This window comes from Cohnella yongneupensis (assembly GCF_042655785.1).
Classification (GTDB): domain Bacteria; phylum Bacillota; class Bacilli; order Paenibacillales; family Paenibacillaceae; genus Cohnella; species Cohnella yongneupensis.
On record NZ_JBHSNC010000012.1, the window covers coordinates 21861 to 34361 of the forward strand.

At 52.9% G+C, this 12501-nt stretch carries 14 protein-coding genes; 9 read left to right on the forward strand and 5 right to left on the reverse strand.

The window, feature by feature from the left end; translation table 11 throughout:
• Window positions 1–8 precede the first annotated feature (8 nt).
• Together ACFPQ4_RS04445 and ACFPQ4_RS04450 are read left to right on the forward strand one after the other, a co-directional pair.
• A complete protein-coding gene (locus ACFPQ4_RS04445; RefSeq protein ID WP_378110564.1) occupies window positions 9–764 on the forward strand; it encodes a hypothetical protein in 756 nt (251 codons plus the stop codon).
• Between the two features lie 276 nt (window positions 765–1040).
• The gene (locus ACFPQ4_RS04450; protein ID WP_378110565.1) at window positions 1041–1574 is read left to right on the forward strand and encodes an SRPBCC family protein; all 534 of its coding nucleotides are present in this window, start codon (window positions 1041–1043) and stop codon (window positions 1572–1574) included.
• Between the two features lie 78 nt (window positions 1575–1652).
• Here ACFPQ4_RS04450 and ACFPQ4_RS04455 read toward each other — a convergent pair whose 3' ends face one another.
• The 3 genes from ACFPQ4_RS04455 to ACFPQ4_RS04465 all read right to left on the reverse strand — a co-directional run bounded on the left by ACFPQ4_RS04455 (window position 1653) and on the right by ACFPQ4_RS04465 (window position 4427).
• Window positions 1653–2630: a Tle-like phospholipase domain-containing protein gene (locus ACFPQ4_RS04455; protein WP_378110566.1), complete on the reverse strand. Its 978-nt coding sequence runs from the start codon at window positions 2628–2630 to the stop codon at window positions 1653–1655.
• 630 nt (window positions 2631–3260) lie between these two features.
• A complete protein-coding gene (locus ACFPQ4_RS04460) occupies window positions 3261–3476 on the reverse strand; it encodes a hypothetical protein (protein ID WP_378110666.1) in 216 nt (71 codons plus the stop codon).
• 105 nt (window positions 3477–3581) lie between these two features.
• Window positions 3582–4427: a hypothetical protein gene (locus tag ACFPQ4_RS04465; RefSeq protein ID WP_378110567.1), complete on the reverse strand. Its 846-nt coding sequence runs from the start codon at window positions 4425–4427 to the stop codon at window positions 3582–3584.
• A 286-nt stretch (window positions 4428–4713) separates the two neighbouring features.
• Here ACFPQ4_RS04465 and pyrH point away from each other — a divergent pair, with 286 nt between their 5' ends.
• Window positions 4714–5457: a UMP kinase gene (pyrH, locus tag ACFPQ4_RS04470; RefSeq protein WP_378110568.1), complete on the forward strand. Its 744-nt coding sequence runs from the start codon at window positions 4714–4716 to the stop codon at window positions 5455–5457.
• Here the strand turns inward: pyrH and ACFPQ4_RS04475 are convergent.
• Window positions 5454–6134, reverse strand: a complete 681-nt coding sequence (locus tag ACFPQ4_RS04475) for an SOS response-associated peptidase (protein WP_378110569.1) — start codon at window positions 6132–6134, stop codon at window positions 5454–5456. The two genes, pyrH and ACFPQ4_RS04475, sit on opposite strands and share 4 nt — an antisense overlap.
• Window positions 6135–6280: 146 nt before the next feature.
• Here ACFPQ4_RS04475 and ACFPQ4_RS04480 point away from each other — a divergent pair, with 146 nt between their 5' ends.
• From ACFPQ4_RS04480 to ACFPQ4_RS04490, 3 genes are read left to right on the forward strand one after another with little or no spacing between them, the layout of a single operon-like run.
• Entirely contained in the window at window positions 6281–6652 is a 372-nt protein-coding gene (locus ACFPQ4_RS04480; protein WP_378110570.1) for a YhjD family protein, read from the forward strand.
• 9 nt (window positions 6653–6661) lie between these two features.
• Window positions 6662–7930 carry a DNA polymerase IV gene (locus ACFPQ4_RS04485; RefSeq protein ID WP_378110571.1) on the forward strand — a complete coding sequence of 423 codons (1269 nt, stop codon included), beginning with the start codon at window positions 6662–6664 and terminating at the stop codon, window positions 7928–7930.
• Window positions 7927–8247: a YolD-like family protein gene (locus ACFPQ4_RS04490; RefSeq protein ID WP_378110573.1), complete on the forward strand. Its 321-nt coding sequence runs from the start codon at window positions 7927–7929 to the stop codon at window positions 8245–8247. The genes ACFPQ4_RS04485 and ACFPQ4_RS04490 overlap by 4 nt, the downstream gene beginning before the upstream one ends.
• Before the next feature lie 74 nt (window positions 8248–8321).
• Here the strand turns inward: ACFPQ4_RS04490 and ACFPQ4_RS04495 are convergent, their stop codons facing one another.
• Window positions 8322–9410 carry a M24 family metallopeptidase gene (locus tag ACFPQ4_RS04495; RefSeq protein ID WP_378110574.1) on the reverse strand — a complete coding sequence of 363 codons (1089 nt, stop codon included), beginning with the start codon at window positions 9408–9410 and terminating at the stop codon, window positions 8322–8324.
• A 150-nt stretch (window positions 9411–9560) separates the two neighbouring features.
• Between ACFPQ4_RS04495 and ACFPQ4_RS04500 the strand changes: the two genes are divergently transcribed.
• From ACFPQ4_RS04500 to ACFPQ4_RS04510, 3 genes are all read left to right on the forward strand, one after another.
• On the forward strand, window positions 9561–10223 hold the full coding sequence (locus ACFPQ4_RS04500; RefSeq protein ID WP_378110575.1) for an NAD-dependent epimerase/dehydratase family protein: 663 nt from the start codon (window positions 9561–9563) through the stop codon (window positions 10221–10223).
• An 18-nt stretch (window positions 10224–10241) separates the two neighbouring features.
• The gene (locus tag ACFPQ4_RS04505) at window positions 10242–11090 is read left to right on the forward strand and encodes an alpha/beta hydrolase (protein ID WP_378110576.1); all 849 of its coding nucleotides are present in this window, start codon (window positions 10242–10244) and stop codon (window positions 11088–11090) included.
• A 429-nt stretch (window positions 11091–11519) separates the two neighbouring features.
• Window positions 11520–12338 (forward strand): protein kinase family protein, encoded by an 819-nt coding sequence (locus tag ACFPQ4_RS04510; protein ID WP_378110577.1) that lies wholly within the window; start codon window positions 11520–11522, stop codon window positions 12336–12338.
• Window positions 12339–12501: the final 163 nt, after the last annotated feature.

Sequence of the window (12501 nt, forward strand, 5' to 3'; positions counted from 1 at the left end):
AGGGAGTAGTGAAAGTGAGAGCACTCGTTTTCTTAATATCGTTGTTTCTTTTATCTAGCTGCGGTTCAACGGATTCTGATCGCAACAAGGAGTCGGAAATCGCGGAAAAGGCAGAGTTAAACACGGCGGAAGCATCAACGGCGGTGGAATCGGAAGACGAAGCGATCAAGAGCTTCGTTGAAGGGATCTTGACCGATGGTAGCTATAGCGCGGAAGTGATGGTTGTCGGTCTTCCCGGAGCGATAAGCAAAAAGATGGAGCGGGTGACCCGGCAAATGCAAGAAAGTCTGGCCGAGCATAAGGAGTGGTATCTGAATACGATAGCGAGCCTTGAAGAGGGTGAACCGATGCCTTACGACGAGAGACTCGGGATCACTGAAGAAGAGTATACGTTCGTGCAGCAATCGGACCAATACATGAAGCTGATCAAGCAAAAAGATTTTAAGATCCGGATACGGAAAGACGGTGAGAAAATTTCGTATCGCAACGATGAATCGCCTGTTTTAAAGGAATTCACGCTCGATACACGGAGAAACACGATCAGCACGGAGCTTGGAGAATTCACCTATGACGACGAAATCGTAGCTTCCGACGATCAAAAAGTAACGGGCAGATGGAACGGACATGCCTGGAGATTAGAAAAAGGTTATGAAAAGGCATTCCAAATCACGATCGGGAAAAAGGAAGATAGCGATCAAAGAATTCTCTACATAAAGTTGCTCGAAGCCGGCAAAGAGCGAAAAGAAGAATTCATGTTGTTTTAGGATTCAGCCCCGTGCATGCGGGGAACGTACAAAATAGGAGCAAATCGATGGAACAATTGCGGTTGGTTCAGGTAAACGCGGATGACCCGGATTTAGCTGCTCTTATTAGAAAGCTGGACGAGTTGCACTTGGATATCAGAATGGTGAGGCAAAAATGGTTTTCAGAAAAACGATGTTGTTTTTGGTTAGTATCTTGATTCTAACCGCTTGTGGAATTACGTCAGAACAGAAAGCTAATTTAGCCACACCTCTAGTCGAAGTGAGCTCAAAATCAGCGTGTTAGGATCGTTCCTCGCCATCTTTGCAATCAATATCGTTACGGTGACGCCGTCGAACGACTTGGTATCGGACCGGATCACGATTAACACGAGTCCGGAGCAGGTGTGGCAATATGTCGTATCGTTCCCGCGGATCGAAACCGAGCCGGACTACTGGCTATTCCGGATCGGACTTCCGAGCCCGGTTCAGTCCATAGCGGAAGGAAATTACGTAGGGGCAAGCAGGCAATGTATTTTCAGCAACGGCGCGATATTCCAAGAGAAGATCGTAGAGCTCGAGCCGGGCGCCAAGCTGACTTTCGAAATTACGGAACAACCCAACGATCCCGAAATTATCGGCCATCTGAACTTACTCAAAGGGCAATTCCTGCTTCAAGATAACGGGGACGGGACGACCACCTTGATCGGCAACAGCTGGTACGACCTGAAGGTCAAGCCATCGCAATATTTCGATATTTGGACTAGAAGCATCATTAGGAACGTGCATATGGAAGTCATGGAACATATTAAGGAATTGGCGGAAAGTGCGTAGACATGAAAAATGCTCCCCGCGGAGGATAGGTGCTATTCCTGCACCTGTTTACCTTGAGGGAGCATTTTTGATCATGGATTACGGTTTGAAATTGTCAATGCCGTGAAGGGCGATTATGCTATCAATTTTCTTCTTTGTAGCTTTGGCCGCCACGCAACCGACGGGGTTAAGCAGGATACTTAATGGAGAAGTAGCGCATTTCAGAGCATCGTTCAGCGTAATGGTTCCCGAAACTTTTTTGCTAGTGGTTACCATTATGGTTTTCCCGATATGCCTGCCTACTTTATTGCCGTGAAGATCCCCGACGAGGTCTCCATTGATGACATAATTCCAAACCTTGGTGTCGTATGTTCCATTCAGCTGCGCCTTCCATTGCGCATCGGTAAAGATGGAGTCGCTCGTATCTTTCAAATAGTCTATTACGTAGTCTGCAATGAACATATTCAGCGGGTTAACCGCGGAGAAGATTTTTTTGTAGATCGTGCTAACGGTTTTGGCCGTTTTAGGATCGTAAAACCCGGGTGCGTTAAAGGTCACGCACATTTTGAAGCGTTTCTCATTGAATTGATCGAGCGCAATTCTTTGCGCTAGCCAACCGCCTAGAGAGTGACCCGTCAAAAACACATCGCTATTATCTTTGGCGGAATCGGCCAATATTTTCTTCGTAAACTTTCGGGCGAGCTCAGCCTGTACGGATGCGATCCCGCTGACGACGCTCCCGCCGTTTTGAACTACCCAATCCTGCATGAATTGGTCACTGCCGCGAAAAGCGATGATAATCTTCTTGGAGTCGGTCGATTTGAAGGCTACCGCCTGAAAGCCGTCTTTATTCTGTTTTGCTAAATACACGAAGTTTTTAAGACCATACTGGTCCAGAACTTTCCGTTTCTCGCTATCCGTTTTTTTCACGAAATCAGCGAAGTCCAGGTAGGCGATGTCGCTGGCCCCCAGTAGATCGCTTGGTGGAGCCGGCTCCTTAGTGGCGGCGGATATGGCAAATCCTTGGAGGAATAGGAGAACTAGGGCGAAAATAAGCGTTAATTTGAGCTGTTTCAAAGATGAAGACTCCTCTCGGAATTTAGGGTAATGACAGGATTCGACAATAACCCACATTTCCCTCCTCTGTTCATCCTAAAAAATACTTAAACTCCCAAGGGAAGTGGACAGCATGAAGAAGATTTTAAGGTTTCTCGTTCCGTTGTTGTGCCTACTGGGCTGGCGGAGCCATTAAAGCAGAGGAAGAAAATGCCCCGTGAAGATGACGGGATGTAGACAATAAGGAGATGAAAACATGATGGGCGAGGTTACGTATTATGCCGTTGAAGTTGCCATTTTTATTTGTATTGGCTATATGGGGTTATTTCGACCGGAGTTTTTCCATAGAACGATATCCAATAAAAAAGTTGTTAGGGGCTTGGCCGTCGTCAGTCTCGCTTATGCAGTCGTGAATGCGTTCCGAGTAGCTTCGTTGCTATAGGTGCAGAAGAAGATTCCGGGTTTTAACGGGGATCTCGGGTGCAATAGGCGTGCGCAGAGGCGAGATCCCGGGTATTTCCGGGGATTTCGGGCGCAATGGGGGTGCGTAGAGGCGAGATCCCGGGTATTTCCGGGGATCTCGGGAGCAATAGGCGTGCGCAGAGGCGAGATCCCGGATATTTCCGGGGATCTCGCGAACATCCACCACTCCTACCGCTGCCGCACCATGAAAAACTCGCACTCTTTCCGCGAGTGGTAGGTCAGTTCGCTGACGCTAGTCTGCACGACGACGATGTTGTCGTCGAACCGAAGGATGATGCCTCCGGAGTCGATCATATGATCGTTTTTGAACACCCTCACCGAGGCGTGCCGCTGGACGGCTTCCTCGAAATCCTGGTCTGTCTCCAGGCGAATGCTTTGAGCCATTAGTTCGTCCACTCCTTCATGCCCTCTATCATAGCATGGAGAATGCCCCGTATCCCAGAACCCGTTGCCACTCAGCCTCGACTTCTTCATCTTCCTGCCTCCTGCTCACTTTACCCCGATTTGCGTCTTCGTCTTCGCGATAACCCCCGCGATCTTCTTCTCCGCGTCCAAAGTCTGCCGCTGCTTCTCCACGATCTGCTTCGAAAGCGATACGAGCGTCTCCAGCGCATCGGAGGCGCTGCGAGTCTCGTTCTTCTTGATGGCGTATTTGAAGTTGGTCCAGACCGGAGATTGGCTCTTGCGCGGCAAAGCGGCGGCGCTCTTCATCGCTTGAATTTGCACCTTGATCGTATCCGTCTCCCCGAGCGTCGTCCGGGCGGCTTTGATCTTGGCGGCCGCGGCCTCCTTGGCCGTCTTCAGCGCCGCTTCCTTCGCCCGAATGTTGTCGCGCGCGAGCTGGGTCGCCATCTTCATCGCATTGGCTTGAATACGGAGCGCCTCGTTCAGCAGCTTGCTCTTGAGCGCCCGCGCCGCGGCAATCTGCTTGTTCAGCGCGGTGTAGTCGTCGAACAGCGGCTTGTACTTCGCCTTGATCTGCTTCACTTCGTTTTCGAGCTTGTCCAGCTTGGCGCTATCGATATCCCGAATCGTCTTGCGCAGCGAGATCAACGCTTCCTCGTTGTCATAGTGCAGCGCCTTGATCTGCGCCTCGAGCTGAATGTCCTCGTTCAGCAGCGACTGAAGCGAAGGATAGAGTTGCTTAAGCTTCACTCCCGTCCCCACATCGGCGGCCGCGACGGTTTTGTCGAAGTCGGATTTGATCGGCAAAGTGAGCTCGATCGCGGCCGCCTCGGTCGTAGCGGGAACGGAGCTCCAAGCGGATAAGGCAAGTAACAACGCGACGATGATTTTACCCGTACCGAACGTGATTTTGTTGCGCATTCTGACCATGACAATCCCTCCGAAATTGGTAATAGACATGCCAAAAAGCACCCGCAGGATAGGCGTATCAACGCCTTACCTTACGGGTGCTTCCATCGTAAGCGGGTCTGAATTCAGTTGTGTGCGTTCACTATACCAAGGCTCCGAAACGGTGTCAAGCGAACAGCCGAAGCGACCGCAAAAGTTCGGCGAGCGTCTGAAACCCACCTTCGGACCCACTCTCAAACCCGCGATGCCGTCCGAATAGTATATTCATCGTCCCTTTACATAGAGTAGATCATCGGAGGTGCGGGAGATGCTCAAGTATAAGCGCGTGTTGATTAAATTAAGCGGCGGGGCGATCGCGGGCAGCGGTCAATTCGGCTTCGATCCGGCGAGATTGGAGCATATCGCGAGCGAAATTTTGTCCGTCGTCGAGCTGGGCGTCGAAGTGTCCCTGGTCATCGGGGGAGGCAATATTTTTCGCGGGAGCATGGCGTCCTCATGGGGCATCGAACGCGCGGAAGCCGACAACATCGGAACGCTCGCGACGGTCATCAACAGCCTGATGCTCCGCGGCGTTCTGAAGGCGAAGACGGACAAGGAAGTGCGCGTCATGACCGCGTTGCCGGTAAGCGCCGTCGCCGAGCCATACATACGTTTAAGAGCGGTTCACCATCTGGAAAAAGGCTACATCGTCATTTTCGCTGGCGGCAACGGACAGCCTTTCGTCACGACCGACTATCCTTCCGTGCAACGGGCGATCGAGGTCAGATGCTCCGCGATACTCGTGGCCAAGCAAGGGGTGGAAGGCGTGCTGAGCGCCGATCCGAAGCTGGACCCGGACGCCCGCAAGTTCAAGTCGATGCATTATAACGACGTGCTTCAGCGCAACCTAACGGTTATGGACCAATCGGCGTTCATACTGGCTCGGGATTACGGCTTGCCGATCCACGTGTTCAACTTCGACAAGCCGGGCGTCATGAAGGCGATCTGCGAAGGCAGTCACGACGGAACGATCATTAGCGGTGACTCCGTCCTGGCCGTGGATGACCATTAGAACAGCACCGCCTGCTCCTCGATGCATTCGGGGGTATCGTTCCTCACGTTGCCGACGATCGCGGACACCGGATAAGCCCGCATCGCGCCGGCATCGTAAGGCTGCAGCAGGCTTGTCAGCTCCGCCGTGTTCGCGTTGCCGCGGTCGAGCCAGAACGCTTCGTCCTCCGGTCGCAAAATAACGGGCATCCGATCGTGGATGTCCGCCATAAGCTCGTTCGGCGTCGTCGTGATGATCGTGCACGTGCTTATTTTGCGGCCGTCCGGCCCTGTCCATGTATCGTACAAAGCGGCCATCGAGAAGATGCCGCCGTCTTTCATCGTAATCCGCATCGGTTGCTTCTGGCCCCCGGTTTGCTTCCACTCGTAGAAGCCGTCGGCGGGCACTAGCGCTCTTTTGCGCTGGATCAAAGTCTTGAAAGAAGGCTTCTCGAGCACCGTCTCCGCGCGCGCGTTAATCATCTTCGAGCCGATCTTATCGTCCGAAGCCCACGAAGGGACAAGCCCCCAGCGAAGCTCCCCGAGGCGATTCTTTTCCCCGTCGTTCACGACCGCCAGCACCTGCTGCATCGGAGCGACGTTGTAGCGGGGCGTATGGTACCGATTGGTCGGCAAATCGCTAAGATACCTCAGCATCAATTCCTCGATGGATACCACGATCGTATAACGTCCGCACATGGAAACTCCTCCTCTTCTTTCTCAGTATAAGCCTGTCCAGCCAAAAAATAAATGTGGATAAAAGAACACCCGTTCGCATATAATGATTAACACGAACACTCGTTCGGTGTTTTTTTGGGCGCATCGGACGGCAAGGGAGAGGATCGATGAAACCGCCTGTGCTAAGCAAGGAAGAGCTGCGCTTGGTGAAGGAAGCGATTGTTATTCCCGTCATGCTGGATTATCTCCAAAGCGATATCGATACGGCCCGCAAGGCCGGCTTCAAGCTGGACTTGATACTCGTGCGGGGGCTGCAGAAGGTGCTGGACGATCTGATCAACGAGCATTACGTCGTGCGAAGGGCGCTGAAGGAGCGCGGGATCAAGGTGCTGCCGGAGAAGCGGACGCGGTCGGGCGTGGAGGTCGCGTATTTGTGCCGAGGTTACGAGCATCAGTTGACGTTGCTATGGGGAACGCTTCGGACGGAGGCGCTAAGGAAGGCGAGCGAATATACCGGAGTTAAGCTAACGGACGGGTGATGGACGAAAATGGGGAAAAACGCGGAGCGAATCATTATGCTGGCGGACTGCCAAAGCTTCTACGCCTCGGTGGAGAAGGCGGCTAATCCGCAATACGCGAACAAGCCGGTCGTCGTGGCGGGGGATCCCGAGCGGCGGAGCGGCATTATTTTGGCGGCATGCCCGATGGCTAAGGAATACGGGGTGACGACGGCCGAGACGGTGCGCGAGGCGGTAGCCAAGTGCCCGGACCTCGTCATCATCCGGCCGCGGATGCAGCTGTATATCGATATTTCGATGCAGATTACGGATATATACCGCGCGTATAGCGATCTGGTGGAGCCGTATTCGATCGATGAACAGTTCATCGACGTGACGGGTAGCCAGCGCTTGTTCGGCACGCCGCTCGAGATCGCGCAGGCGATCCAGGATCAGGTGCGAAGCGAGACGGGCATCTATACGCGGCTTGGCATCAGCTATTCCAAGGTGACGGCGAAGATGGCGTGTGACCTATGGGCGAAAAAGAACGAGAGCGGGCTGTTCGTGCTCAATGAGGCGGATTTGCCGGAGCTTTTGTGGAAGCAGCCGATCAACAAAATGTTCATGGTCGGCAGCCGGATGACCGCGCATTTTAACGCGATGGGTATGCCGACGATCGGGGATTTGGCTCAGACGCCGCTGGCTACGTTGAAGCAGATGATGCGCAAGAAGTTCAAGAAAAACTGTGACATCGACGCGGAGCTGTATTGGCGGCTAGCCAACGGCAAGGACGACAGTCCGGTCAGCCCTTATACGCACAAGACGCCGCCCAAGAGCGTCGGCCATCAGATGACGCTGCCGCGGGATTATCGGACGATGGAGGACTTGAAGGTCGTGCTGCTCGAGCTGACCGAGCTCGTATGCCGGCGGTGCCGGGGGCTCGGGTTCATGGGGTTCGTCGTCTCGGTCGGGTGCCAGGGCGCCGACTTCGACCGGCCGACGGGTTTTTACCGGCAGATGAAGATGCCGGAGCCGACGAACGTGACGAATCAAGTGTACAAAGCGGCGGTGCAGCTGTTCGAGCAACACTGGGGAAGGGAGCCGGTGCGCAAAGTAGCGGTCGGCCTCAGCCAGCTGTCCGGCGAGGAGGAATACCAGCTGTCTCTGTTCGACGAGCGTGACCGGTTCCGCATGCTGGAGCGGGCGACGGACGCGCTGAAGGAGAAGTACGGCAGCACTGCGATCATGAGAGCCGTGTCGATGACGGATGCAGGGCAAGCCAAGGACAGAGCCGGCAAGATCGGAGGGCATTATAGATGACGAAGAAGCTCGAGAACAACGGGCTATGGGAATCGAGCCGCATGATGCTGCCCGAGCATAAAGAGCGAATTATCGCGCTGAACAACCGGCCGGAGCGCCGGTCGAAACCGATGCTCGATCCGCAGCGGTGGGAGGAGATCAATGACCGGCTGAGCGTGGCGTGCCAGACGGGCGAGGAGATTACGTTGCTGTTATGGGAGCCCGAGGCGGATCGGACGGTCAGCGGCGCGATCGTGAAGCTGGACCTGCTCGCTTACCGGATTTTCATCGGCGGCCAGTGGGTGAAGCTGGCTAGCATTGTGGAGGTGAGCGGGTAGGGCATTAATTTCGGACAAAAATACCGAACGAAGGAGGTTCTATCTTCGTTCGGTATTTGCGCTTGGTCGGTACATCAACCGATGACCGTCAACTCTTTAGGGAATCTCGTCAGCACATCGACGCCGTCTTCGGTTGCCACGACGTCATCCTCAATGCGTACGCCGCCGATGCCGGGCACGTAGACGCCAGGTTCGACGGTGAAGGCCATGCCGGCGCGCACGGGATCTTCATTGAGGCCGTGTACGGAAGGATATTCATGGATATCCATGCCGAGCCCATGGCCGAGCCGGTGCATGAAATATGGTCCGTAACCTGCGGCTTCGATCGCGGCTCTCGCGGCGCGATCGAGACTGCCTAGCGACACGCCGGGTCGAATCGCTTCGATCGCGCGCTGGTTGGCTTCCAGTACCGCCGCGTAGATTCGCTTGGCTTCGTCGGAGACGTCGCCGACCGCGAATGTGCGAGTAATGTCGGAGGCATAGCCATCGGCGAAGACGCCGAGATCGAAGAGAAGCAAGTCGCCTTCGCGGATCGGCGTCGCATCCGGCTTGCCGTGCGGAAGCGCGGATTTGGCGCCGGCCAGCACCATGGTATCGAACGAAGGGCCTTGCGCCCCGAGCTTCTTCATCTGGTATTCCAGTTCGGCGACGAGCTCGATTTCCGTAACGCCGGGCTTCGCGCGGGCGACGCCTTCCCGGAGAACGTCTTCGACAATACGCGCGGCGTGCCTCATTCGGGAGATCTCCTTCGAACTTTTCACTGCGCGCATATCGCGAAGCGGACTTCCGACATCCACGTAAGCGTCGGCGCCGATTGCCGCCGAGAGTGCCTCGAACCTCATCACGCTGAGGTGATCCTTCTCCACTCCTAGCGTATGGATGGAGCTTGGCATGAGCTTACGAAGAACATCGTACGCGTTCTCCGTGTCCGAGTGCGTATGAATGCGCGCCATTCCCGTCGCCGCGGCGGCGGCTTCGTAGTCGAGCGCCGGCACGAGAAGCGCCGGTTCTTCGCCGCGCGACAGCAGCAGCCCGAGGAATCTTTCGTGGGGATTGGTGGCAAAGCCGGTTAGGTAATAGACGTGCTTGGGGGACGTGATCAACAACGAGTCGATCTTATGGCTATCCAGGTGAGCGTATAGATTGTGTAATCGTGAATTCATCGGTATCGACCGCCTTTCTCGCTCTATTATATCGCATTTCGCTCAGGGCCCTCCTTCTTTCAACGCGGACATGCGATTATGGTATAATAATCCGTAAACGTATTCATCTATATCGCATGCGCAGTTATGCTCCGGAAAGGGTGTCTCGCATTGAAAATAAGAGCAATCGTTACCGGAGCGACGGGGATGGTCGGCGAAGGCGTGCTGCACGAATGTTTGCAGCATCCGGAAGTCGAGCAGGTGCTCGTCCTTACCCGCAGGCCGTGCGGCGTATCGCATCCGAAGCTGAAGGAAGTCGTGCACGGCGATTTTCATGATCTGTCGGCTATCGAGGACCAACTCGTCGGATACAACGCCTGTTATTTTTGCCTCGGCGTGTCTTCGATCGGCATGAAAGAGGAGCAATACCGCAAGGTGACGTACGATCTCACGATGCACGTGGCGCAGACGCTGTCCCGATTGAATTCGGACATGGTGTTCTGCTACGTTACGGGAGCCGGAACGGACAGCACCGAGCAAGGGAAAAGAATGTGGGCGAGAGTGAAGGGCAAGACGGAGAACGACTTGCTGAAGCTGCCGTTTAAGCGGGCGTACATGTTCCGTCCCGGTTACATGCACCCAACCAAAGGGCTTAAGAACGTACCCAAGTATGCCGTATTGATAACTTGGTTGTATCCGCTGCTTCGTCCGATACTGTCGAAGCACTTGGTTACGCTAAGGGAAGTAGGGATCGCCATGATCAACACCACGTTGAAGAGCGGCGGCCCTACGATCGTCAATCCGCCAGATATTCATCAATTAGCGCGTCAATAGTCAAGTCGGAGGCCAATCATGTTCGAGAGAGTGCTGCCCCCCATCCAGACCTACGAAGCGAGGGACGGAAGATCCCTCTGCTACCGCCATTACCGTGCGGATAGCGATAAGCTTATCATTATGTTGCACGGGATTTCGGAGGATGGACAATATTTGCATCCGCTTGCCGATTTCATCTCGAAGCGGCAGCTAGCGCAAGTCGTCGTGCCCGATCTACGCGGGTACGGCTTACATCCGGTTCGCAGAGGCGACGTGGAGTACGTCGGTCAGCACGATCACGATATCGAGGACTTGGCGAAGTGGCTGGAGACAAGCGAACCACAGCTGAATAAGCTCATTATCGCAGCGCATTCCGGCGGCGGAGGCAACGCGCTCCGCCTTGCCGTGCGGCCGATCGCGCAGCGGATTAGCGCGTATTTGCTGCTGGCTCCGGCGATACATCCGAAAGCGCCGATTAATCATGAGAAAGATCCGGGAAGCACGCTCCAGATCAATATGCCGCGAATCGTCGTCCTGACTATGATTAACGCGATCGGCATTCGGTGGTTTAACGGCTTAACCGTCATGCACAACGACAAAGCGCCCGAGCATCGGCATGGCCGAGAGACGCTCGATCTCAGCTACAGGCTGTTGCTATCGCGGGCGCCGAACGCTAAGTACGAGCGCAACCTGAAAGCGATGACCCAACCAACGCTCGTGCTCGTCGGCGAGAAGGAAGAAGTGTTCATTCCGGGTCAATACGCCCCGCTATTCGCCGAGCATAACAATGCGAAGGTGCGCATGATTCTCGACAGCGACCACGACGGAATTCTGTCGAGCGAGGGGTCCTTCAGCGAGATCGAAAAGTGGCTTCGGGAGCTGGCTTAGCGAGAAGTAGTTTTCTTATATAGTAGAGAAGGCCGCCAAGAGAGGATCTTGGCGGTTTTTTGCATTGCGCGCGATGGGCTAGAGCGCTGCAGTTCGAGTAAGTCGAACTGCATGCGGAGAAGGGCGTGATTGACGGGTTGTAGTTCGAGTAAGTTGAACTGCGTGCAGGAAAAGGTAGGAATGGCGGGCTATAGTTTGGGTAACCCGAACTGCGTGCGGAGGAAAGTGCGATTGGCTGGCTACAGTTTGAGTAATCCAAAGTGCGTGCGAGAAAGGCGTTGTCGGATGGGCTGTAGTTCGAGTAAATCTAACTGCGTAATTCTTCCACACCTATCATAGACATACAAAAAATCCCAAGTTATGATAAGGGAAGCATAGAGCTTAGGGAGGCGGACCGCATGTTCAATTGGTTGATAGGCGCTAAATGTTATGTGTGCGGGAAGAGAGCGACGAAGTCCCGCGCTTATTACGACGACAAGGGCAATACTGAAGGTAGAAGAAAAGCTTAACTTTCTAATCGAGAATTACTCAGAACTTGAGAAGGACATAGTCAATGTATCATTTAATAAAATGATTTCACCTTTGTACTCTAGCGATTGGACTTTATCTATAGGAGATATTCATTTAATTAATCGCAGAATGATTAACTTTTTAACTACTTCGAGGCTTTACTTAGATCAAATCTCTCATGATATAAAAGAGTTAGATGACAACCCCAATATTTCAAATATTATCGAAAACTTAAAAAGGGATGAATATGGGGAAGTTCTGGGATATAGAGTGTTGGAGGCTTTAAGAAACTATGTTCAACACAGAGGGCTTCCAGTTCATATTATTTCGTTTAATGTAAGTAAGGAAGGCGATCTGACTAAGCGTGTTATAAATCCATTCTTAAAAGTGAGCGAACTAAGAAAAGACGGAAAATTCAAAGCAACTGTTCTCAGTGAATTAGAGAAGATAGACGATGAAGCCGATCTTAAATTGTACATTCGGCAATATATTAGCTCTATCACAAGAATACATTCAAATATTAGAGAGATTCTCACTGAAAATATAAGCATTTGGGACAATGAAATAAATATAGCTTATGAAATGTATAAAGAAAAACATGGAGAATCGGATTCATTAGGAATTTCAGAGATGTATATGGGCTTTCGAAGAAATATTGTTTTTATCATGAAAGAACCGATAAAACGTCGTAAATGGCTTGAGCAAAAAAAATATCGAGCTCAACAACCTTATGTTTAGATTCGTATCAAGTGAAATAAATCTGTAGCAATTTCAAGGAGTTTGCTACTTCCGATAACACCATATTCACGCATCGGGCATTCGCCCTCGGTCCGTCATGAAGTTAGAAGTGATTCCAAACAAGAAAGGGCAATCGCCATATATATCTCAGGGCAATCAAATG